This is a genomic window from Martinezella tropici (assembly GCF_008370325.1).
In the GTDB taxonomy this organism is placed as follows: Bacteria; Pseudomonadota; Alphaproteobacteria; order Rhizobiales; family Rhizobiaceae; genus Rhizobium; species Rhizobium tropici_B.
In genome coordinates, this window is the sequence record NZ_VNIP01000006.1 from 217,438 (window position 1) to 235,945 (window position 18,508).

The following is an 18,508-nucleotide window of genomic DNA, read 5'->3' on the forward strand; positions in this document are numbered from 1 at the left end:
CATGTTAGGGGCTTTTTCCCACGGCTCTCAGCGCAGAAGCTGCGTGACATGCCCCATCTTGCGGCCCGGCCGTGCTTCGGTCTTGCCGTAGAGATGGACCAGCGTGTCGTCACGGCGCAGCCATTCCGGCAAAGCCTTGATGTCGTCGCCGATCAGATTGGTCATGACGCAGTCCGAATGACGCTCGGGCTTTCCGAGCGGCAGGCCGGCGACGGCGCGGATATGCTGTTCGAACTGCGAGATGACGCAGGCAGCCTCCGTCCAATGGCCGGAATTGTGCACGCGCGGCGCCATTTCATTGGCGATCAGGCTGCCATCGGCCAGCGCGAAGAATTCGATGCCGATGACGCCGACATAGCCGAGAGCCGTCAATATCTTTCCCGCAGCTTCGCGCGCGGCGTTAGCCGTTTCTTCCGAAATGCTCGCTGGCAGTGTGGAGGTGTGGAGAATGCCGTTGCGATGGATGTTTTCGGCCGGATCGTAACAGGCGACCGCTCCGTCGACCCCGCGTGCGGCGATAATGGAGATTTCGCGCTCGAAGGAGACGAAGCTCTCCAGAATCAGCGGTACGTTGCCGAGCGTAGCGTAGCCGCCCTCGGCGCTGTCGGCGGCGGAGCGATAGACGCGTTGTCCCTTGCCGTCATAACCGAGGCGGCGGGTTTTCAGCACGCCTTGTTCGCCGAAATCGGCCAGCGCCTTTTCCAGGTCGGCCTGGCTGTCGACGGCATGGAAACGGGCCGTCGGAATGCCGCAGCTATTGATGAACCGCTTCTCAGTCAGCCGGTCCTGGGCCATCTCCAGCGCTTTCGGCGGCGGATAGACTGGTATCTGCGAGGCAAGCGCCTCGGCGGCGGAAACGGGCACGTTTTCGAATTCATAGGTCACGACATCGCAGCGCCTCGCCAGCTCGGCAAGAGCGGCCGGATCGTCATAGGCGCCGGCAATCTGTTCGTTGGCGACCTGGGCTGCTGGGCAATCCGTCTGCGGTTCGAGGATGACAGTGCGGAAATTCAGGCGAGCAGCCGCCATGGCCAGCATGCGGCCGAGCTGGCCGCCGCCGATGATGCCGATCGTCTTCGCGCTCATAGGTCGTCCATCGGATATTCGGCGACCGCGGCACTCTGGCGGGCGCGCCATTCGTCGAGCCGGTCGGCGATCTCCTCGTCGCCAAGGGCGAGGACGGCAGCGGCAAGAAGGGCGGCATTGACCGCGCCGGCCTTGCCGATCGCCAGCGTCCCGACGGGAATGCCGGCCGGCATCTGCACGATGGAAAGAAGACTGTCCTGCCCGGAGAGCGCGCGCGACTGCACCGGCACGCCGAAGACAGGCAGCGGCGTCATGGACGCTGCCATGCCCGGCAGGTGTGCTGCGCCGCCGGCGCCGGCAATGATAACCTTGAAGCCCTCGTCCTTTGCACCTTTGGCGAAGCTCACCAGCCTGTCCGGCGTACGATGAGCCGAGATGATGCGCGCATCATAGGTGATTTCAAGCGCTTCCAAAGTGTCCGCGGCATTCTTCATGGTCTCCCAGTCGGACTGGCTTCCCATGATGATGGCGACAGGCGGTCTTTCGGTCATCATCGTTGCTTTGTACTCCTCAGGCTATGATATCGGGGATGATCTGGTCTTCCAGCTTGGTCAGCTTGTCCTTGATGACGAGCTTCTTCTTCTTCATGCGCTGGATACGAAGGGCGTCGCAGCCCGTCTGGATCATGGCATTGATTGCGGCGTCATAATCCTCGTGCTCCTGGCGCAGCCGCGCCACGATCAGCCTGATTTCCGCCTGTTCCTGATCGGCCATGTTCATTTCCCCAGCATATAGCGGAATCGTATTCGTTCCGTCTCGTGAATCCCGCAAGCTCCTATCACCAAATGGCGATAACGGGAAGTTATCCTTCATCACGAATTTGCCGCTTATAGGCCACGTTTTCGCCTTCGACAAAGGCTGGATATTATGGCACAGTGGGAGGGTTGACACCTAGAGCCTTGGCGAATGGATGGTCAGGGCTCTCAAAGAGGAAGGAAGGGTCATATGACTGTTCAAGCTCATCTTGAATCGCTCGAAAAGAAACATGTCGCGCTCGAGGAGGCGCTGCATGTGGCAATGTCATCTCCCTCTAGCAATGATACGGAAATAGCCGACATCAAACGCAGGAAGCTGCGTGTCAAGGACGAAATCCAACGTCTGCGTTCGTCAGTTCACTGACATAACGCCTTAAAGTTCAAGAAGCCATCGATCTTGGGGGTAAGAGAGGCAGATCGAAATTTTTCCAACCAGGATCGATGAGCATTTCCGCCAAAAAACGGATGCGCCAACATCATAGCGTTAGGGGTAGAGGTTGGCGCAATTTTCCTGATGCCGCGAAAGCGAAGGTGTTTCAGGACCAGAACTGATCCAGCCATAAATTCAGCTTGTCGAAACCGCGGCCATTGACCGCGTAGATGCGTTTCGTGCCTTCATTGGTGACGGAAACGAGATTGCTGTCGAGCAGCGCCTTTAAATGCTGCGAAACCGCCGGGCGGCTGATCGGCAGGCCCTGCGCCAGTTCGTTGACCGTTTTGGGTGCGCGGCGCAATTCCTCCAGCAAATAACGCCGGTTCGGATCCGCGATGGCTGCGAAAGGGTCCATGGTCGACATGGCGGAAAGCTACGTCAAACACCAAAGGGCGGCAAGTTAATTGTGCGCTGCATGATATATTGCGCGACAGGTTTACCGGCGGCGCCCGGAATGCCCCGGATTTATGCCACAGATCGCCGTTTCAGCCGCTGCCCCTTGTCAGAGAGAGCTAACGGATTTACTCACGACTATCGAACCGGTGCGCCATCGCTGACGATGGAAGCCGAAACCATGGAAGCTCGCATGACTGTGCCCGAAGATCGTTGCCGCCTCGTTCTCATCGTTCCCGACATCGCCGATATCGAGCAGCAGGCGAAGGTTGTGGCTGATGCGCTGAGGGGTGGGGATGTCGCCTCGGTGATCATTCCCCAATACGGGCTGGATGACGGCACCTTCCAGAAACATGCGGAAAAGCTGGTGCCGGTGGTGCAGGCGGCGGGTGCCGCGGCATTGATTGCCGGCGACAGCCGCGTAGCCGGCCGGGCCAAGGCCGACGGGCTGCACATTGCCGGCAATATTACCGAGCTTACCGAAGCCGTCGAAAAATTCGTACCGAAGCTGATCGTCGGTGGGGGAAGTGCTGCCGACCGGCACGGCGCGCTGGAAATCGGCGAATTGCGCCCGGATTACATCTTCTTCGGCAAGCTGGACGGCGACATCAAGCCGGAGGCGCATCCGAAGAACCTAGCGCTCGGCGAATGGTGGGCCTCGATGATCGAGATTCCCTGTATCGTCATGGGTGGCACGGATACGCAATCGGCGCTCGAAGTGGCCTTGACAGGTGCGGAGTTCGTGGCGCTGCGCACAGCGGTTTTTGCCGACCCTGCGGCGGCTCCGTCCATCGTTGCAGAAGTGAACGCGCTTCTGGACGAAAAAGCGCCACGGTTTGAGGATTGATAGCGATTCATGTCGTCAAAGCCTCGATTCCGCCATAGACCTTTTCTTGTCGCGCTCACGGCCGGGCTGACGATATTTCCACTGCTGGCTGCAGCGCAATCGGATAATGGCGCCACGTCGTTGCCCGGCGTTCAGGCGCCGGCGGAGAAGGGCGCGCGGCCTGATGACAAGGTTCAGGCCGATGATAAGGCGCAGTCTGATGACGCATCCTCCGTGCCGGATGCGCCGGCGACCAACGAAAGTATCGTGACGCGGCCGCTGGGTGCCGATGCCGGCACCTTCAAGACCGAGAAGATCCAGCCGGGCACCGAGCCGAAGGCCGACGGCGACATTAAGCCCTCGGAAGGCGTCGGCGTCTTCGAGCGCATGGGAGCCAATCTGCCTGCCCTGCCGCCGGAAAAACCCTTCAAGGGCAAGGTCGACGACGCCTATGGCGCCTTCCAGCGCGGCTACTATCTGACCGCGTTTCAGCGGGCGTTGCCGCGGGCGCAGCTCGGCGATCCGGCCGCGCAGACCCTTATTGCCGAGCTGATGTCACAGGGATTGGGCGTCAAGCGCGACACTAAGGACGCCGCTTTCTGGTACAGCAAGGCCGCCGACGGTGGCGACGCCACCTCCATGTTCAAATACGCGCTGATCCTGATGGAAGGCCGTGACGTGCCCCGCGATCAGAAGAAGGCGGATGAATGGATGAAGAAGGCTGCCGAAGCCGGGCAGCCTTCGGCCGAATTCAACGTGGCACAGATGCTGACGGCCGAAAATCCCGGCGCGAAGGGCCTAAAAATGGCGCTTCCCTATTATGAGAAATCCGCCGAGCAGGGCATTGCCGACGCGCAATATGCCGTCTCGCAGCTCTATCTCAACCTTCCCGACATGCCACCGGAGAAGAAGGCCAGCGCGCGGGAGTGGCTGTCGCGCGCCGCCAATTCAGGCTTCGACACCGCGCAGCTCGATATGGGCCTCTGGCTGATCAACGGCATCGGCGGCAAACAGGATCTCGAAAACGGCTTCAACTGGATGCGGGTTGCCGCCTATCGCGGCAACGTCGTCGCTCAGAACAAGCTGGCGCATCTTTACATCAACGCCATCGGCACGAAGCAGGATCCGGTGGCTGCGGCCACCTGGTATGTCATTTCCCGCCGCGCCGGTCTGAAGGATGCAGAGCTCGAGGATTTCTATCAGGGCATCGAGGACTATCAGCAGAAGGCGGCCATCGATGCTGCGAACAAGTATCGTCGCGCGCGGTAGCAGCCGAGGTTGAAACTAGCCGTAAAGGGCCTGATGTGACGTCAGTTTGCGCGTGCCATAGCCTCACCACTTGAAATTCCCCCGATTTTATGGTCTTGAGGCCGCCAATCTTTATTTCCGCTGACGCTCCCGCTCCGTCGGGGCCTGCTTTCGGGCCGCCCGGTCAGCGCTTTCTGCATTATCCAAGGAAACCCGATGGCCCGTTCTGCTCTTCTCAATGTCATGGTTCAGGCTGCCCTCAAGGCAGGCAAGTCGCTCAGCCGCGATTTCGGCGAAGTGCAGAACCTGCAGGTTTCGGTGAAGGGACCGGGCGATTTCGTCAGCCAGGCGGATCTGAAGGCGCAGAAGATCATCCGCGACGAGCTGATGAAGGCGCGCCCCACCTACGGTTTCCTCGGCGAGGAAAGCGAAGAGGTCAAGGGCACGGATGGCGCGCATCGCTGGATCGTCGATCCGCTCGACGGCACCACCAACTTCCTGCACGGCATTCCGATGTTTTCCGTTTCGATCGCGCTTGAGCGCAATGACGAGATCGTTGCCGGCGTCATCTTCAATCCGGCGACCGACGAGCTCTATACAACCGAACGCGGCGGCGGGGCATTCCTCAATGACCGTCGCCTGCGCGTCGCTTCGCGCCGCGTGCTGTCGGATAGCGTCATCGGCTGCGGCGTTCCGCATCTCGGTCGCGGCAATCACGGCAAGTTCCTGGTGGAGCTGCGCCACGTCATGGGCGAAGTCGCCGGTGTGCGCCGCCTCGGCTCCGCATCGCTCGATCTCGCCTACGTGGCGGCCGGTCGTTTCGACGGTTTCTGGGAAACCGGTCTTTCGCCCTGGGATGTCGCGGCCGGCATTCTGCTGATCCGCGAAGCCGGCGGGTTCGTCTCGGATTTCCATGGCGGCAACGACATGCTCGGCACCAGTTCGATCATCTGCGGCAATGAGCACATCCAGAAGGCGCTCGCCGAAGTGGTGAAGCGTCCGATCCCGACGAAGTAAGCCATTCCCCCATTCGCTTTTTCGAATGACAAAACAGTCTGTTGCCAACGGACTGTTTTGTGCTTTCCGTCTCTTCAATTCGGCACAATGTTGCTCTAGTCTCCGCTTGCGGAAAATGCGGTGGCGGAGCGCGTGATGGAAAATGTGAATCTGTCGGACCTGGGATCGACCGACAACGTATCGGGCAATTACACCTACAAGCTCTCGAGCCCGATGGCCTTCTTCTGGACGATGGTTCTTTTTCTGATCATCGTCGGCTTCATTGTGGCCATCCTCTTCCGCCAGGCCCAGGTCGCCTTCCTGCACAATCCCGGGCTTAACGGCCTCATCCTGGGCGTTCTGGCCGTCGGTATTCTGCTGGTCTTCAATCATGTGCTGATGCTGAGGCCGGAGGTTCGCTGGTTCAATCATTTCCGCGCCGTCGGCAATGCGGACAAGGTCGGCCGCAATCCGCGGCTTCTCGCGCCGATGCGGGCGCTGCTCGGCAACCGCCGCGCGATGCAGCTCTCCACCGCGACACTGCGCTCCATTCTCGATTCGATTGCGACGCGCCTCGACGAATCGCGCGATACCTCGCGCTATCTCATCGGCCTGCTGGTCTTTCTGGGTCTGCTCGGCACCTTCTGGGGTCTGATCGGCACCATCGGCTCGATCAACGATGTCATCCAGGGCCTCGACGTCGGTACCGGCGGCACCGGCGATATTCTGAGCGCCCTGAAGAGCGGGCTTTCAGGCCCGTTGGTCGGCATGGGCACGGCCTTCTCGTCGTCGCTGCTCGGCCTTTCCGGCTCGCTGATCCTCGGCTTCCTCGACCTGCAGGCCGGCCGCGCGCAGAACCGCTTCTACACCGAGCTCGAAAACTGGCTCTCGTCGGTCACCGATGTCGGCTCCGATATCGCCCCAGTCATCGAAGGCGCGGCGGGTGCCTCTTCGGAGGATGTGCGGGCGCTGTCGGATTATCTGCGCAAGATCGCCGAGGAGGGCGGCGGTCAGCGCTCGGTAACCGCCATGGCCAACCTTGCCGAAGGCATTCAGGGTCTGGTCAAGAACATGCGCAACGAACAGCAGATGCTGCGTGACTGGATCGAGGCGCAGCAGGAAGAGGCGAAATCGATGCGTCGCACGCTCGATCGGCTCGCCGACCGCATCGGCCACACCGAGAAGACCGGGAGCAAGTAAGCCATGGCGCTCGCCCGCAACCGACGCCACCAGAGAAGCGTCGACTATTGGCCCGGTTTCGTCGACGCGCTCTCCACGCTGCTGATGGCCATCATGTTCCTGCTGACGGTGTTCGTCGTCGGCCAATTCATCCTCAGTCGTGAAATCTCCGGGCGTGACGAGGTCCTCAACCGCCTCAACAGCCGCATCAACGATCTGGTGGAGCAACTGGCGCTCGAAAAGAACGGCAAGCAGGATCTGGAGGATACAGTTGCCAACCTTCAGGCGTCGCTATCATCGGCGGAGAGCGAACGCTCGCGTCTGCAGTCTCTGCTTGCCGCGGGTTCCGGCAGCAGCCAGGCCGCCGAGCAGCGGGCCGGTACGCTGTCGCAGCAGCTCGACGAGGAGAAGCAGGTGAGTGCGCGGGCTCTTACCCAGCTCGATCTCCTCAATCAGCAGATTGCCGCGCTGCGCAGCCAGATCGCCGCCGTGGAAGCGGCGCTCCAGGCTTCTGAGGCCAAGGACCAGTCGTCGCAGGTGAAGATCGCCGATCTTGGGCGGCGGCTGAACGTGGCGCTGGCGCAGCGTGTACAGGAACTGAACCGTTACCGCTCGGATTTCTTCGGCCGCTTGCGCGAGATCCTCTCCGACCGTGACAATATCCGTATCGTCGGCGACCGTTTCGTGTTCCAGTCGGAAGTGTTGTTCCCATCGGGATCGGCCGATCTCAATCCGGCCGGCCAGACGGAGATGGCCAAGCTGGCGGCGGCTCTCATCGATCTTTCCAAGGAAATTCCGTCTGAGATCAATTGGGTGCTGCGCGTCGATGGCCACACCGACAATGTGCCGCTTTCGGGCAATGGCCGCTATCCGGACAACTGGGCACTGTCGTCGGGGCGCGCCATCGCGGTCGTCAAGTTCCTGATCTCGCAGGGCGTTCCCGCCGACAGGCTTGTTGCGGCCGGCTTCGGCGAATTCCAACCGATCGCACCCGGCGATACGCCGGATGCTCGCGCCACCAACCGGCGCATCGAACTGAAGCTGACGGAAAAATAATCGGTCATCGCTCCGGCGATGCGATACTATCGAGGCGTGCCTGCAGGAATTGCCGCACGGCTTCGCTGTCACTGAGGCCGATCGCGGTACGATATGCGTGGGAGGCGTTTTCCATATCGCCGGTCTCGGTCAGCAGATGAGCGAGCACGGCCCAATAAGGCTGATAGTTGACGATTTCGCGCCCGGCCATCCGGTCAAGGAGAGCCAACCCCGCAGCAGGACCTTCTACCTTGCCCGCCACCGCCGCGTGGCTGACGCGCGCGCCGGCCGTCGGCTTCATGATCACAAGTGCTTCATAGAGCTTGGCCAGTGCGGTCCAGTCGGTCCCACCGGAGCGTCGCCGGTCGGCATGCACGGACTGGATTGCAGCCTGGCACTGGAACGGACCGAAGCGCCCGAATGCACCAGCCTTTCGCAACAGATTGTCGGCTTCCACGATCATTTCGGCATCCCAAAGGGACATGTCCTGTTGGTCGAGAGGGACATATCGTCCATTCGCGTCGCGCCGCGCTTCACGACGGGATTGACTGTAGAGCATCAGCGACAACAAGCCCGCCGCCTCCGGCTCCTGGGGTAGGGTCGCAAGCAGAGTGCGGCCGAGCCAGATGGCCTCATCCGCGAGGGATCTTTGCTTGCCGATCTCTCCGTCGACCCCGTCCCAGCCGAGGCCATAGGCGGCATATATCGCCGAGAGTACGCTTTCCAATCGGTCCGGTAACACGGACCGCTCCGGAACGATAAAAGGAATATGTGCGTCGCGGATCTTGATTTTTGCCCGCACGAGCCGCTGGCTCATGGCTTGCGGCGAAACGAGGAAGGCCTTGGCTATGGTTGCGGCATCGACGGCCAGTACGGATTGCAGCATCAGCGGGGTGTGGGCCGAGCGATCCAGAGCCGGATGGGCGCAGACGAAGAGGAGCTTCAAGCGCTCATCCGGAAAGGTGGAATTGTCGGCGTTCATGCGTTCCTCCGCTTCTTCGAAGGCCATCATGATCCTGTCGCGCGCTCCGGCCCTGACGTTCTCGTGCCTGACCCGCCGAAGGAGGTTGCGCTTGGCTGCAATCAACAGCCAGGCTTCCGGATTATCGGGGATGCCGCGTTCCGGCCAGGTACTCAGCGCTGCCGCGATCGCATCGGACAAAGCATCCTCGGCCGCCGGCACGTCGCGGAAGCGCGCGGCGAGAAAAGCGATCAGCTTGCCGTAGGATTGACGCGCCGCTTGCTCGGCAGCGCGTCGGGCATCCAATGCCATGATGGCTACATTTGCAATCGCGGCCGTATCTCGACCGAGCCTTGCTGGGAGATCGGTATACGCAAGGCCCATTCCAGCGCAGCATCGAGATCCGGCACGTCGATCAGATAGAAGCCGCCAAGCTGCTCCTTGCCGTCAGGGAAGGGACCGTCCTTTACCTCGTGGTCCTCGCCCTGGCGACGGACGACCGTTGCCGTTTCCGGCGCGGTCAATCCAGCGCCCCCAGTCATGATGCCGGCCTGGATAAGCGCCTGCGTGTAGGCGATCCAACCGTTCTTATAGGTCGGATCGGCGCGACGCCCAAAATCCTCGGCTGATTCACGGATGATCAAAGCATATTGCATGAGATAGGTCTCCCATTTGCAGTTTTGACGATAGCCGGACGGTGTACCCTGCAAAGCTGAATGCCGGACTATACAACACCGCTGGCAAAACGGCTTCCTGCCGCTTCGACATAATGAACCGTGAGCCCGGGTGAATTCGACACTCGCGGAAAGATTTTTTGAAATTCGCGGCCGAAAAATCAAAACGGCCGGCATGCCCAAGGGCAGCCGGCCGGAAATGGCTTTGCAGCGAATGCTTGACGAGAAGTCTTAGGCCGTTGCGGTGGTCTGGTCGTCGATGACGGCGGCGCCGACATGAGCCTTGATCGATTCGATGGCATGCAGAGCCGAAGCCTTCGCCTTGTAGCCTTCGGAACCGAACATGGTTTCACCATTCGAGGCTTTGAAGCGGAAGCGAAACTCGCCGGCCTTGTCCTTGTAGACTTCAAATTTATACATGGTTCACGTCTCCTAGAATCGCATCAGCGCGGGATAACGCGGAAAATCTAGCTCAACTTCAAAGTTATTTCCATATGGTTGTATTTGCGGCAACGGAACGCTGCACACACTATTTCGCGACAAGCATGTGTTGCTCTATGCCGGCATCGAACTGCAGGCGTGCAAGCTTCGCGTAGATGCCGCCGTGGCGGATCAGGCTCTGATGCGTGCCTTCCTCGACGATACGCCCCTGATCCAGCACCAGAATGCGGTCGGCCTTCAGCACTGTCGCCAGGCGATGGGCAATGACGAGGGTGGTGCGTGTTTCCATGAGGCCTTCCAAGGCCTTCTGCACCAGGGTTTCGCTTTCCGCATCGAGGGCGGAGGTTGCTTCGTCGAGTAGCAGGATCGGCGCATTCTTCAGGATGGCGCGCGCAATGGCGATGCGCTGGCGCTGGCCACCGGAGAGCGTTACGCCGCGCTCGCCGACTTGCGTGTCGTATCCCTGTTCCAGACGCGAGACGAACTCGTCCGCCTGTGCGGCGATGGCGGCGGCGTGCACTTCCTCGCGAGAGGCATCCGGGCGGCCGAAGGCGATGTTGTCATGGATGGAGGCGGCGAAGATTGTCGTATCTTGCGGCACGATGGCGACGCGCTCGCGCAAGGCGTCCGGCAGGACATCGCGAGCGTCGACGCCATCTATGGCGACGCGACCCTTTTGCGGATCATAGAAACGCAGCAGCAACGAGAAGATGGTGCTCTTGCCGGCTCCGGACGCCCCGACGATCGCAACCGTCTCGCCCGGCTTCACCGAGAAGGAGAGCCCATGCAGCGCCGATCTGCCGGGACGTGACGGATAGGAGAAGTGGACATCGGAGAATTCCACGCGGCCTTGCGGCGGCTGCGGCAAGGGCAGAGGATTGGCTGGAGCGGCAATCGGCGATACCTCGGCGAGCAGCTCGCCCAGACGGTCGGCCGCACCCGCGGCCTGGGACAGCTCGCCCCAGACTTCCGACAGCGAACCGAGCGAGGAACCGGCAATGACGGAATAAAGCAGGAACTGGCCGAGCGTGCCGGCCGACATGGTGCCGGCGAGCACATTCTGCGCACCGACCCAGAGAACGGCGACGATGCTGCCGAAAACCATGGCAATGGCAAAACCCGTCAGCAGCGAGCGGGATTTGATCGCCGCGCGCGCCGCCTGATAGGCATCCTCGACCGCGTTGCCGTAGCGCCGCGAGGCGGCGATCTCGCCATTATAGGCCTGTATGGTGCGGTTGGCCGCGATGGTCTCGTTGGCATAGGCGGATGCCTGCGCCAGAGTATCCTGCGCGGCACGCGAGCGCTTGCGCACGGAACGGCCGAAACTGACCAGCGGCAGCACGATGATCGGGATGGCGATCAGGACAATGCTGGAAAGCTTCGGGCTGGTGACGATCATCATGATCACGGCGCCAAGACAGAGTATGAGGTTGCGTAGCGCCACGGAGGCGGTGGCGCCGACCGCGGACTTGATCTGGGTCGTGTCGGCCGTCAGCCGCGAGACGATCTCGCCCGACTGATTGACGTCGAAGAAGGAGGGCGACAGTCGCGTGACGTGGTCGAAGACCTCGCGGCGCATGTCGGAGACGATGCGCTCGCCGATGGAGATGACGAAATAGTAGCGCAGCGCGCTCGCCGCAGCGAGTACCAGTGCCATGCCCATGATCGCAACGAAATAGCTGTCGATCAGGCCGCGGTCGGCCTCATCGAAGCCGTGGTCGATCATGCGGCGCACGGCGACCGGCAGAGCGAGCGAGGTGACGGCTGCAAGGACGAGCGAGACAAGCGCTCCAGCCACCATGCCGCGATATCGCCTAAGATATGGCGCCAGTCGTCCAAGGGGACGGATCGAACGGGTTTTCTTTTCCTCTGCCTGGCCAGTTTCTGACAAGTCGTCTCCAATCCCCATATCAGCAAGGGACTCGACGTTTCGCCCCTTGTTATCGCCGCTGCCTTCATGTATAGGCACGCCATCTTAATTGGAAGCCGTGGCCTTTAACGGACTGCGGCTTCATTTATTCAATCGGTTCGGTTGCCGCAATGCCTTGCGACAAATGGACCCTGGCATGACAGGAAGATTGTTATGAAGGCCAACATTCATCCCGACTACCACACGATCAAGGTAGTCATGACCGACGGCACCGAATATGAAACCCGCTCGACCTGGGGTTCTGAAGGCGCTGTCATGAACCTCGAAATCGACTCCAAGTCCCATCCGGCTTGGACGGGCGGCAACCAGCAGCTGATGGACCGTGCCGGCCGCGTTTCGAAGTTCAACAAGCGCTTCGGCGGTCTCGGCATCTAATCGCTCTGCGATTTGCCGTTTGAAAAGAGCCCGGTTTTGCCGGGCTTTTTTGCGTTCGGCACATGGCCCCGGCGCCTCATCGCAAGCGCCGCAGATAATCGGCGCGATCGAACGGGTTTGCACCGGCGGGCTCCCGCAGGCGCTGCGAACCCGATAGCGGCGCATAATGGTCAAAGGCGTGATCCATGGCGCCCGCTCCGCCTGACAATCCTGGCAACTGCCTCTGAATGTTCTGGATCATGGATGATGCCACGATGCCTTCCAATCGCGCCAGCCCACCGTCGATCAGCGATTTCTTCATCGATGCGCCGGATTTTGCCAGCAGGCCATGCACGCCGGTGAGCGCCGTTGCGGGTATCTCGATGTGAAAATGCTCGATGGGCTCGCATAGAATGGTGCGCGCGGACGAAAGCGCCGATGCCAGCACCAGCGGCGTCAGCCTGCGGAAATCCACCGCCGTCGTGGCCGGCGAGCTTTGGCGCGCCGATGTCATGGCGACGTGGCAATCGATGACTTGCCATCCGAAAAGTCCTTCCTTCAGCGTTTCGAAACAGGCTTCCTCGACGGCTCGATAGAAGCTTGCGGGCATCTGGCCGACGTCCACTTCCAGGGCAAAGCTGTTGCCGACGCCTTCCGGCCGCGGTTCGACGCGCAATCCGACCGTTGCGAGAAACGGATTGGGCTCCTTGAATATATGCTCAACCGCGCTCCCCGTTCCGACCGGCCTCTCGACATAGATGACAGTGCTTTCCTCGAAGGCGATATCCAGGCCGAACTCGCTCGAGAGCATTGCCTGGATGACCTCTTTCTGCACCTCGCCATAGAGCGAGACGTATATGTCGCCGGTTTCCTCGTTGGAGCGCAGGTTGATGAGCGGATCCTGCTCCGCGAGCTGGCAAAGGGCCAGCCAGAGTGCTGCATTTTCGGAGGGCCGCATCGGGCGGATACGGGTTTCCAAAGTGGGCGGCGCAAAGTGGCGAAGGCTGCCAAGTGACGTCTCGGTGCCCACCCAATCGCCGATGCGGGCATTCGTGAAGCCGCCGACCTTGGCGATCTGCCTCGCGTGGACCTGAGTGATCTTGTCTGCTCGGCCATCGCGGAAAAGCTGAAGGCTGCTGATCTTTGCCGGGCCGCTCGGAAGTTCGAGATCGTCGCGAATCCCGATCGTGCCTGACGCCAGATAGAGGTAGGCGAGCTTCTCCCCGCCCCATCCGCGTTCGATCTTGAAGATTGTCCCGGAAACCGGATCATCAGGATTCGGGCGCCGGCTTGGTAGCAAGGTCTCGATTGCCGAGATCAGGGCGGGGATGCCAAGGCCCCGTGTTGCCGCACCGGCGAATGCCGGATGAATCAAAGATTTTGCCACCTGATCGACAAGGGCGCGCTCCAGCCTTTGTCTCGTCAGGCGCTCCGGATGAAGCACGTAATCGGCCAGCATGGCTTCGTCGTTGGCAGCAAGCACCTCGCATAGGCGCGAGAAATGCGGATCGCTTGCAATATCTGCGGCTTCCACGACGGCGAGCCTGCCGCCGGCATCGCGGACATCTGACATCGCAACCGGGTGAACCGCCAGCTGGGTCGCAATATCCTTGAGAACGTCATCGTAACGCGTGCCGAGGCGGTCGACCTTGTTGATAAAGAACACGAAGGGGATGCCGAGGCGTCGCAATGCGCGGACGAGCACGCGGGTCTGCGGCTGTACGCCCTCGACCGCCGAAACGACGACCACGGCTGCATCGAGCAATTGCAGGATCCGTTCGATCTCGGCGATGAAGTCCGGATGGCCTGGCGTGTCGATGAGGTTCACCGTCACATTGCCGATGGTAAAGGAAACCACGGCCGCGGCGATGGTGATGCCGCGTTGTCTTTCGAGGTCGAGACTGTCGGTCTGCGTATTGCCGGCATCGACGCTGCCGAGCCTGTCGATAACGCCGGTGTCGAAAAGGAGTCGTTCCGTAAGGCTAGTCTTGCCTGCGTCTACATGGGCGAGAATGCCCAGATTCAATGTGCGCATGGTCCCTCATCTTCTCAGAATTTCGGATTTGATTTTCGTGAGAAGTGAGTCGGCGCATTGGGTCCTCCACGCACATCGATATCGGCTTACCAGCCTTTCGGTTTGAGAAAGACTGGCACTCCTTTTACAAATGTTTCGCGGAAACCGTCAACCTTTGCCCGGTTTCTACTCTGGGCTTAACTTTTGCGTGTGGCTTTTCCGAGTGTGGGATAGCGGCTAAAACGAAACCGGCAGCGCCAGGCGCGACCGGTTCAAATTCATAGCCGAAGTTCGAATAGCTCAGTTGCCGCCGAAGGCCGTCTGCAGCAGGGTCAGCTGTGCCTTGACGCTGTTCTGGTTATCGGGAACCATCGCAGGCTCGGTCGGGCGATAAATCTCACGGTCGAGCAGAGCGACGCGGTTTTGCAGGCGCAGCGAGCGCTCGACCAGATCGCGGAAAGCTTCCGGCAGATCGTTCCAGCCCGGAGCGCTGCGATCGACGTTGAAGCCGTCGAGACGGACCTTGTTCTTCTCGGCCAGCACCTGGTCGCGCGACATTTCACCATTGTTGACGGCGCGCTGCAGCAGCAGCCAGGATGCCATCTGCATGAGGCGGGTCGTCAGCCGCATGGATTCGGCGGCATAGAGCACGGAAGCCATGCGCGGCAGAACCTTGGAGGCGGCGCGGCCCTGGCCGTCGAGATAGCCGGCGGTTTCCTCGACCAGCGACATGCCTTCAGAATATAGTGCTCTGAACTGCGCCGACGATGCGGCATGGCCAGCAAAGCTGATCGTGTTCAACCCAAGTTCCGACATCGAATAAATCCCTGCTTCACGCAACACTTTTGTTCAGGAAAAGCCGGTCAAGTCCCTAAGAGCTTTAAGAGCTTTCGGCATCCGCTTTTATGACTTTAGGATGCTGGTTTTAACTGAAATCCGCAAGGCGATTCTTAAGAAAGGGTTAATCTCCACAGTTTCGATGGAGGCGGTGTTACAGGATGAAAAAAGAAGAGCCGCAAAAGCGGCTCTCAAGGTAAAACAGGGAGAAAAATCAGACCAATTCGTCAAGTGGAGGAACTGTCTGAGTCCAGAGCGAATCTGGATGATCATAGTAATATGTCGTAAAGCTTAATATTCGGTTGAGCATGCCTTGATCCCGGTCTCCGGCGCGCAGATTTTGAGCTGCCGCCAGGTGCCTGGAACAAGCGCTTCAGAAACGGAAGAGGCTCTCCGCCGCCTTGCGTCCGGATGCCTTGGTTTCGATTTCCTCTTGCAGCCGGGCGATCTCGCCCTGAAGCAATGCTATGCGGTTTTTCAGCTCGTCCACCGACAGCAGCGACAGATCGCTGCCGATTTCGTGGGCTGATGGCTGCTGCGGACGATCATCATCGAATAAGCTCATTTCGGCTCCTCCTTTCCCTTTTGGGGGATCAGGTGCCGTAATTTACAGTTATATCGTCCTTTTTTGAAGTCTCGCTCCGCGCGAGTGCCATGCTCTCGGGCGTGATCATCTGCGCATTGGCTGAAGGCATGGTCGTATAGGCGTCGCGATCGCCCGCCGGCTTGGCGGCACGCATGCGGCTGCGGAAGATCGAATAGGCCGTGATCAACACGTGAGCGATGGCCGTCACGAAGAATAGCGAATAGGGGCCGATGGAAGACATGACCGGCCCGCCGAGCGTCGGGCCGATGATGGTGCCGATGCCATAGAGCAGCAGCAGGCCGCCGGAAACCTTGACGAAATCTTCCGGCGCGGCGAAGTCGTTGGCATGGGCAACGGCGATCGGATAGAGGGTGTTGGCCACGGCGCCATAGATCACCACCATTCCGATGAGGAAGGCGGGATTGCCGGGCTGCACCAGGAAGAGCAGCAGGCCGTCGAGCGCGGCAACGGCGGCCATGCCCGCCAGCACGTAGCGTCGGTCGATGCGATCGGAAAGACGACCTGCCGGCAGCTGCATGACGGCGCCCGCAAAGATGGTCAAGCTCATCATCAGCGCGATATCGCTTTGGGAAAGGCCGGCATTGGCGCCGAAGACGGCGCCGAGCGTACCATAGGCGCCGTTGGCGATGCCGACGAGCAGGATGCCGATCGAGGCGACGGGCGAATTGCGGTAGAGCGCCTTGAGGTCGAGGCTGACTGCCTTGAGCGGCTGCGGGGAAGCGGCGGTCGACAGCGTGGTAGGCAGCATGGCGACGCAATAGCAGATGCCGCACATCATGAAGAGGATGGGCGTGTGGATGTCGGCAAAAGGCACCATCATCTGGCCGGCAACGGCGCCGATGAGGGTAATGCCGATATAGAGCGAGAAGATCGCGCCGCGGCTCTCATTGGTGGCACGCTCGTTGAGCCAGCTTTCGATGATCATCGAGGTGCCGGCGGTGCAGAAGCCGGTGATGGCGCGCAGCGCCACCCACCAGATCGGGTCGACGACGATGCCGGTCAACAGTGCGATGATGGCGATGACGGAGATGAAGCCGGAAAAGGCGCGAACATGGCCGATGCGCCTGACCAGCTTCGGCGCGGTCAGGCAGCCGAGCACGAAGCCGGTGGCCCAGGTCGTGCCGAGGAGGCCGAGCGTCGTGGTCGCGTAACCTTCGGCCGTGCCGCGCACGGGCAGCAGCAGGCTATGCAGGCCGTTTCCCGTAAAGAGGAACAGCGTTCCGAACAGCAGAGCGAGTACGGGCAAAATATTTCTTTTCATGCTCCCCACCTTCATGCGGCTCCGCTTAAGGAACCGATAAGACAGGATCCCGCCCTGCCTGTTTTCAGTATTGATTGTGTCCCGGATTGCCGCTATCGGCCTGTAGAAACAGTCTGTTGGCGCGGAAAGATGTCCGTCCTGTGGCGATTACAGCATGAACGCGAAAGCTATGCAGCGGTTTTTGGTCGCGGCGGCTCTCACTCTTGCGAAAACGGGGAAAAAGAGCGTGACAAAAGCCATAGCGTTGCTGCTTCTGCTCGCCATGGCGGTGCATATCATCAAGCCCCTGGGGTTGCCGGGATTGAAGCGCAGGACTGATTTCTGGAAGATCGCGATCTTCGCCTTTGCAATCTGGACAGTGGCCTTGGTCATCAACGAGGCTTTTTAGGGCGCTGCGCCTGAATTCAGGCTTTCGGAGGCTCGCTTGAGGCTGCTTAAATCCGAATTTCGCCGCGCATGACATGGATGCTGCTGCCCGACAGCAAGACTTCATTTACCGTGCCGGCAGTTTTCTTGACCTCGACGCCGATGAGGCTGCGTCTTCCCATCTCCACGCCCTGCTCGATGGCGATTTTCACGTCCGCATCCCGTGCCGGCAGCAGCGAGGTGAGGTAGGCGCCAAGGGCTGCGGAGGCGCTGCCGGTCGCGGGGTCTTCCGTCACATTGTCGAGCGGCGCAAACATGCGGGCGCGGATATGCCACGGGTTTTCGGCGGAACGCACGTAGAGAAAGAGCGAAAAGCCGGTCTTGTCCTCTTTGTGCCGCGCGGCCGCTTCGGCAAAAACGGCCGCGTTCGGCCTTGCCTTTCCAAGCGCCCCGAGGCTGTCCAGCTCTGCAAAGGCAAAAGGCAGGCCAACGGAGGCGAAGGTCGGGGCATGCGTGGTTTTGCGGATCGATTGGGGGTCGATCTGGACGCAACGCGCAATCAATTCGTCGGCAATCGCTTCGCCGATCGTCAGGCTCGCCGGCGCACGTATGCTTGCGCTTGTGACGGCGCCAGCGGTGCGCAGCAACGTCACCTCCACCAGGCCGGCATCCTCCTCGAAGGTCAGCCTGTCGCCTGTGGGCTTTCCGAAGATCTCCCGCCGTTGCCCGAGAACGAAAGCAGTGCCCACATTCGGATGGCCGGCAAAGGGGATTTCGGCTGTCGGCGTGAAGATGCGGACGCGGGCGGTATGGTCGGGATTGTCAGGCGGCAGCACGAAGGTCGTTTCCGAATAGCAAAACTCGGCTGCGATCTTCTGCATGGCGTCGCTGCCGAGACCACGGGCATCGGGGATGACGGCTAGCGGATTGCCGACAAAGCGCTCCGATGTGAAGACGTCGACGGTGACATAGGCGACGGTGTTCATGGCGGCCCCCAAGCTTTGGTAGATCTGCAAGGATTTAGCCGCTGCTGAAGCGGGCATGAAAGCGCGAACTTGTGCCGGTGACAAGTTCAGGTCATTCACATAATTCGAGTAAGATCCGAACGTAGG

At 60.6% G+C, this 18,508-nt stretch carries 21 protein-coding genes; 8 read left to right on the forward strand and 13 right to left on the reverse strand.

The window, feature by feature from the left end:
- Window positions 1–27 precede the first annotated feature (27 nt).
- The 3 genes from FP026_RS09425 to FP026_RS09435 are packed head-to-tail and all read right to left on the reverse strand — an operon-like array spanning window position 28 to window position 1,800.
- The gene (locus tag FP026_RS09425; RefSeq protein WP_149634368.1) at window positions 28–1,086 is read right to left on the reverse strand and encodes a 5-(carboxyamino)imidazole ribonucleotide synthase; all 1,059 of its coding nucleotides are present in this window, start codon (window positions 1,084–1,086) and stop codon (window positions 28–30) included.
- Complete coding sequence (purE, locus tag FP026_RS09430) at window positions 1,083–1,577, reverse strand: 5-(carboxyamino)imidazole ribonucleotide mutase (protein WP_037196597.1); 495 nt, start codon at window positions 1,575–1,577, stop codon at window positions 1,083–1,085. Before purE ends, FP026_RS09425 begins: the two co-directional genes overlap by 4 nt.
- Window positions 1,578–1,596: 19 nt before the next feature.
- Complete coding sequence (locus FP026_RS09435; protein ID WP_075851912.1) at window positions 1,597–1,800, reverse strand: YdcH family protein; 204 nt, start codon at window positions 1,798–1,800, stop codon at window positions 1,597–1,599.
- A gap of 231 nt (window positions 1,801–2,031) precedes the next feature.
- On the opposite strand from FP026_RS09435, the gene FP026_RS09440 reads away from it, so the two are divergent.
- Window positions 2,032–2,205, forward strand: coding sequence for a YdcH family protein (locus FP026_RS09440; protein WP_149634369.1), 174 nt, complete (start codon window positions 2,032–2,034; stop codon window positions 2,203–2,205).
- 172 nt (window positions 2,206–2,377) lie between these two features.
- On the opposite strand, the gene FP026_RS09445 is transcribed toward FP026_RS09440, so the two are convergent.
- Window positions 2,378–2,638 carry an ArsR/SmtB family transcription factor gene (locus tag FP026_RS09445; RefSeq protein ID WP_149634370.1) on the reverse strand — a complete coding sequence of 87 codons (261 nt, stop codon included), beginning with the start codon at window positions 2,636–2,638 and terminating at the stop codon, window positions 2,378–2,380.
- A 222-nt stretch (window positions 2,639–2,860) separates the two neighbouring features.
- Here FP026_RS09445 and FP026_RS09450 point away from each other — a divergent pair, with 222 nt between their 5' ends.
- From FP026_RS09450 to FP026_RS09470, 5 genes are all read left to right on the forward strand, one after another.
- Complete coding sequence (locus tag FP026_RS09450) at window positions 2,861–3,514, forward strand: thiamine phosphate synthase (protein ID WP_149634371.1); 654 nt, start codon at window positions 2,861–2,863, stop codon at window positions 3,512–3,514.
- 9 nt (window positions 3,515–3,523) lie between these two features.
- Window positions 3,524–4,762: a tetratricopeptide repeat protein gene (locus tag FP026_RS09455; protein WP_149634372.1), complete on the forward strand. Its 1,239-nt coding sequence runs from the start codon at window positions 3,524–3,526 to the stop codon at window positions 4,760–4,762.
- A 195-nt stretch (window positions 4,763–4,957) separates the two neighbouring features.
- Entirely contained in the window at window positions 4,958–5,758 is an 801-nt protein-coding gene (locus FP026_RS09460; RefSeq protein ID WP_149634373.1) for an inositol monophosphatase family protein, read from the forward strand.
- Between the two features lie 135 nt (window positions 5,759–5,893).
- The gene (locus FP026_RS09465; protein ID WP_149634374.1) at window positions 5,894–6,937 is read left to right on the forward strand and encodes a flagellar motor protein MotA; all 1,044 of its coding nucleotides are present in this window, start codon (window positions 5,894–5,896) and stop codon (window positions 6,935–6,937) included.
- 3 nt (window positions 6,938–6,940) lie between these two features.
- Window positions 6,941–7,972, forward strand: coding sequence for a peptidoglycan -binding protein (locus FP026_RS09470; protein ID WP_149634375.1), 1,032 nt, complete (start codon window positions 6,941–6,943; stop codon window positions 7,970–7,972).
- A gap of 4 nt (window positions 7,973–7,976) precedes the next feature.
- Here the strand turns inward: FP026_RS09470 and FP026_RS09475 are convergent, their stop codons facing one another.
- The 4 genes from FP026_RS09475 to FP026_RS09490 form a co-directional block, all read right to left on the reverse strand.
- The gene (locus FP026_RS09475; RefSeq protein ID WP_149634376.1) at window positions 7,977–9,224 is read right to left on the reverse strand and encodes an RNA polymerase sigma factor; all 1,248 of its coding nucleotides are present in this window, start codon (window positions 9,222–9,224) and stop codon (window positions 7,977–7,979) included.
- 5 nt (window positions 9,225–9,229) lie between these two features.
- Window positions 9,230–9,568, reverse strand: a complete 339-nt coding sequence (locus FP026_RS09480; protein ID WP_149634377.1) for a YciI family protein — start codon at window positions 9,566–9,568, stop codon at window positions 9,230–9,232.
- A 249-nt stretch (window positions 9,569–9,817) separates the two neighbouring features.
- Entirely contained in the window at window positions 9,818–10,006 is a 189-nt protein-coding gene (locus FP026_RS09485; RefSeq protein ID WP_007701263.1) for a YegP family protein, read from the reverse strand.
- A gap of 109 nt (window positions 10,007–10,115) precedes the next feature.
- Window positions 10,116–11,936, reverse strand: a complete 1,821-nt coding sequence (locus FP026_RS09490; protein ID WP_432444113.1) for an ABC transporter transmembrane domain-containing protein — start codon at window positions 11,934–11,936, stop codon at window positions 10,116–10,118.
- A gap of 174 nt (window positions 11,937–12,110) precedes the next feature.
- Between FP026_RS09490 and rpmE the strand changes: the two genes are divergently transcribed.
- Window positions 12,111–12,332 carry a 50S ribosomal protein L31 gene (gene rpmE / locus FP026_RS09495; RefSeq protein WP_015341030.1) on the forward strand — a complete coding sequence of 74 codons (222 nt, stop codon included), beginning with the start codon at window positions 12,111–12,113 and terminating at the stop codon, window positions 12,330–12,332.
- Between the two features lie 76 nt (window positions 12,333–12,408).
- Here rpmE and FP026_RS09500 read toward each other — a convergent pair whose 3' ends face one another.
- From FP026_RS09500 to FP026_RS09515, 4 genes are all read right to left on the reverse strand, one after another.
- Window positions 12,409–14,346 carry an elongation factor G gene (locus tag FP026_RS09500; protein WP_149634379.1) on the reverse strand — a complete coding sequence of 646 codons (1,938 nt, stop codon included), beginning with the start codon at window positions 14,344–14,346 and terminating at the stop codon, window positions 12,409–12,411.
- Window positions 14,347–14,625: 279 nt separating this feature from the next.
- Window positions 14,626–15,141 (reverse strand): DUF1465 family protein, encoded by a 516-nt coding sequence (locus FP026_RS09505; protein ID WP_149634380.1) that lies wholly within the window; start codon window positions 15,139–15,141, stop codon window positions 14,626–14,628.
- Window positions 15,142–15,535: 394 nt separating this feature from the next.
- On the reverse strand, window positions 15,536–15,727 hold the full coding sequence (locus FP026_RS09510) for a DUF1192 domain-containing protein (protein WP_149634381.1): 192 nt from the start codon (window positions 15,725–15,727) through the stop codon (window positions 15,536–15,538).
- A 28-nt stretch (window positions 15,728–15,755) separates the two neighbouring features.
- Entirely contained in the window at window positions 15,756–17,030 is a 1,275-nt protein-coding gene (locus FP026_RS09515; RefSeq protein ID WP_149634382.1) for an MFS transporter, read from the reverse strand.
- Between the two features lie 226 nt (window positions 17,031–17,256).
- On the opposite strand from FP026_RS09515, the gene FP026_RS30180 reads away from it, so the two are divergent.
- The gene (locus FP026_RS30180; RefSeq protein WP_188112545.1) at window positions 17,257–17,418 is read left to right on the forward strand and encodes a hypothetical protein; all 162 of its coding nucleotides are present in this window, start codon (window positions 17,257–17,259) and stop codon (window positions 17,416–17,418) included.
- Window positions 17,419–17,464: 46 nt separating this feature from the next.
- Here the strand turns inward: FP026_RS30180 and FP026_RS09520 are convergent, their stop codons facing one another.
- Window positions 17,465–18,382, reverse strand: coding sequence for a PhzF family phenazine biosynthesis protein (locus FP026_RS09520; RefSeq protein WP_149634383.1), 918 nt, complete (start codon window positions 18,380–18,382; stop codon window positions 17,465–17,467).
- Between the last annotated feature and the right edge of the window lie 126 nt (window positions 18,383–18,508).

Excerpts from the sequence above, each read along its gene's own strand:
- FP026_RS09480 (WP_149634377.1), bottom strand. The coding sequence starts at position 9,568 with ATGCAATATGCTTTGATCATCCGTGAATCAGCCGAGGATTTTGGGCGT.
- FP026_RS09460 (WP_149634373.1), top strand. The coding sequence starts at position 4,958 with ATGGCCCGTTCTGCTCTTCTCAATGTCATGGTTCAGGCTGCCCTCAAG.
- FP026_RS09465 (WP_149634374.1), top strand. The coding sequence starts at position 5,894 with ATGGAAAATGTGAATCTGTCGGACCTGGGATCGACCGACAACGTATCG.
- FP026_RS09425 (WP_149634368.1), bottom strand. The coding sequence starts at position 1,086 with ATGAGCGCGAAGACGATCGGCATCATCGGCGGCGGCCAGCTCGGCCGC.
- FP026_RS09440 (WP_149634369.1), top strand. The coding sequence starts at position 2,032 with ATGACTGTTCAAGCTCATCTTGAATCGCTCGAAAAGAAACATGTCGCG.
- FP026_RS09455 (WP_149634372.1), top strand. The coding sequence starts at position 3,524 with ATGTCGTCAAAGCCTCGATTCCGCCATAGACCTTTTCTTGTCGCGCTC.
- FP026_RS09515 (WP_149634382.1), bottom strand. The coding sequence starts at position 17,030 with ATGAAAAGAAATATTTTGCCCGTACTCGCTCTGCTGTTCGGAACGCTG.
- rpmE (WP_015341030.1), top strand. The coding sequence starts at position 12,111 with ATGAAGGCCAACATTCATCCCGACTACCACACGATCAAGGTAGTCATG.
- FP026_RS09475 (WP_149634376.1), bottom strand. The coding sequence starts at position 9,224 with ATGGCATTGGATGCCCGACGCGCTGCCGAGCAAGCGGCGCGTCAATCC.
- FP026_RS09510 (WP_149634381.1), bottom strand. The coding sequence starts at position 15,727 with ATGAGCTTATTCGATGATGATCGTCCGCAGCAGCCATCAGCCCACGAA.
- FP026_RS09500 (WP_149634379.1), bottom strand. The coding sequence starts at position 14,346 with ATGCGCACATTGAATCTGGGCATTCTCGCCCATGTAGACGCAGGCAAG.
- FP026_RS09445 (WP_149634370.1), bottom strand. The coding sequence starts at position 2,638 with ATGTCGACCATGGACCCTTTCGCAGCCATCGCGGATCCGAACCGGCGT.
- FP026_RS09470 (WP_149634375.1), top strand. The coding sequence starts at position 6,941 with ATGGCGCTCGCCCGCAACCGACGCCACCAGAGAAGCGTCGACTATTGG.
- FP026_RS09505 (WP_149634380.1), bottom strand. The coding sequence starts at position 15,141 with ATGTCGGAACTTGGGTTGAACACGATCAGCTTTGCTGGCCATGCCGCA.
- FP026_RS09450 (WP_149634371.1), top strand. The coding sequence starts at position 2,861 with ATGACTGTGCCCGAAGATCGTTGCCGCCTCGTTCTCATCGTTCCCGAC.
- FP026_RS09435 (WP_075851912.1), bottom strand. The coding sequence starts at position 1,800 with ATGGCCGATCAGGAACAGGCGGAAATCAGGCTGATCGTGGCGCGGCTG.
- FP026_RS09485 (WP_007701263.1), bottom strand. The coding sequence starts at position 10,006 with ATGTATAAATTTGAAGTCTACAAGGACAAGGCCGGCGAGTTTCGCTTC.
- FP026_RS09520 (WP_149634383.1), bottom strand. The coding sequence starts at position 18,382 with ATGAACACCGTCGCCTATGTCACCGTCGACGTCTTCACATCGGAGCGC.
- purE (WP_037196597.1), bottom strand. The coding sequence starts at position 1,577 with ATGACCGAAAGACCGCCTGTCGCCATCATCATGGGAAGCCAGTCCGAC.
- FP026_RS09490 (WP_432444113.1), bottom strand. The coding sequence starts at position 11,936 with ATGGGGATTGGAGACGACTTGTCAGAAACTGGCCAGGCAGAGGAAAAG.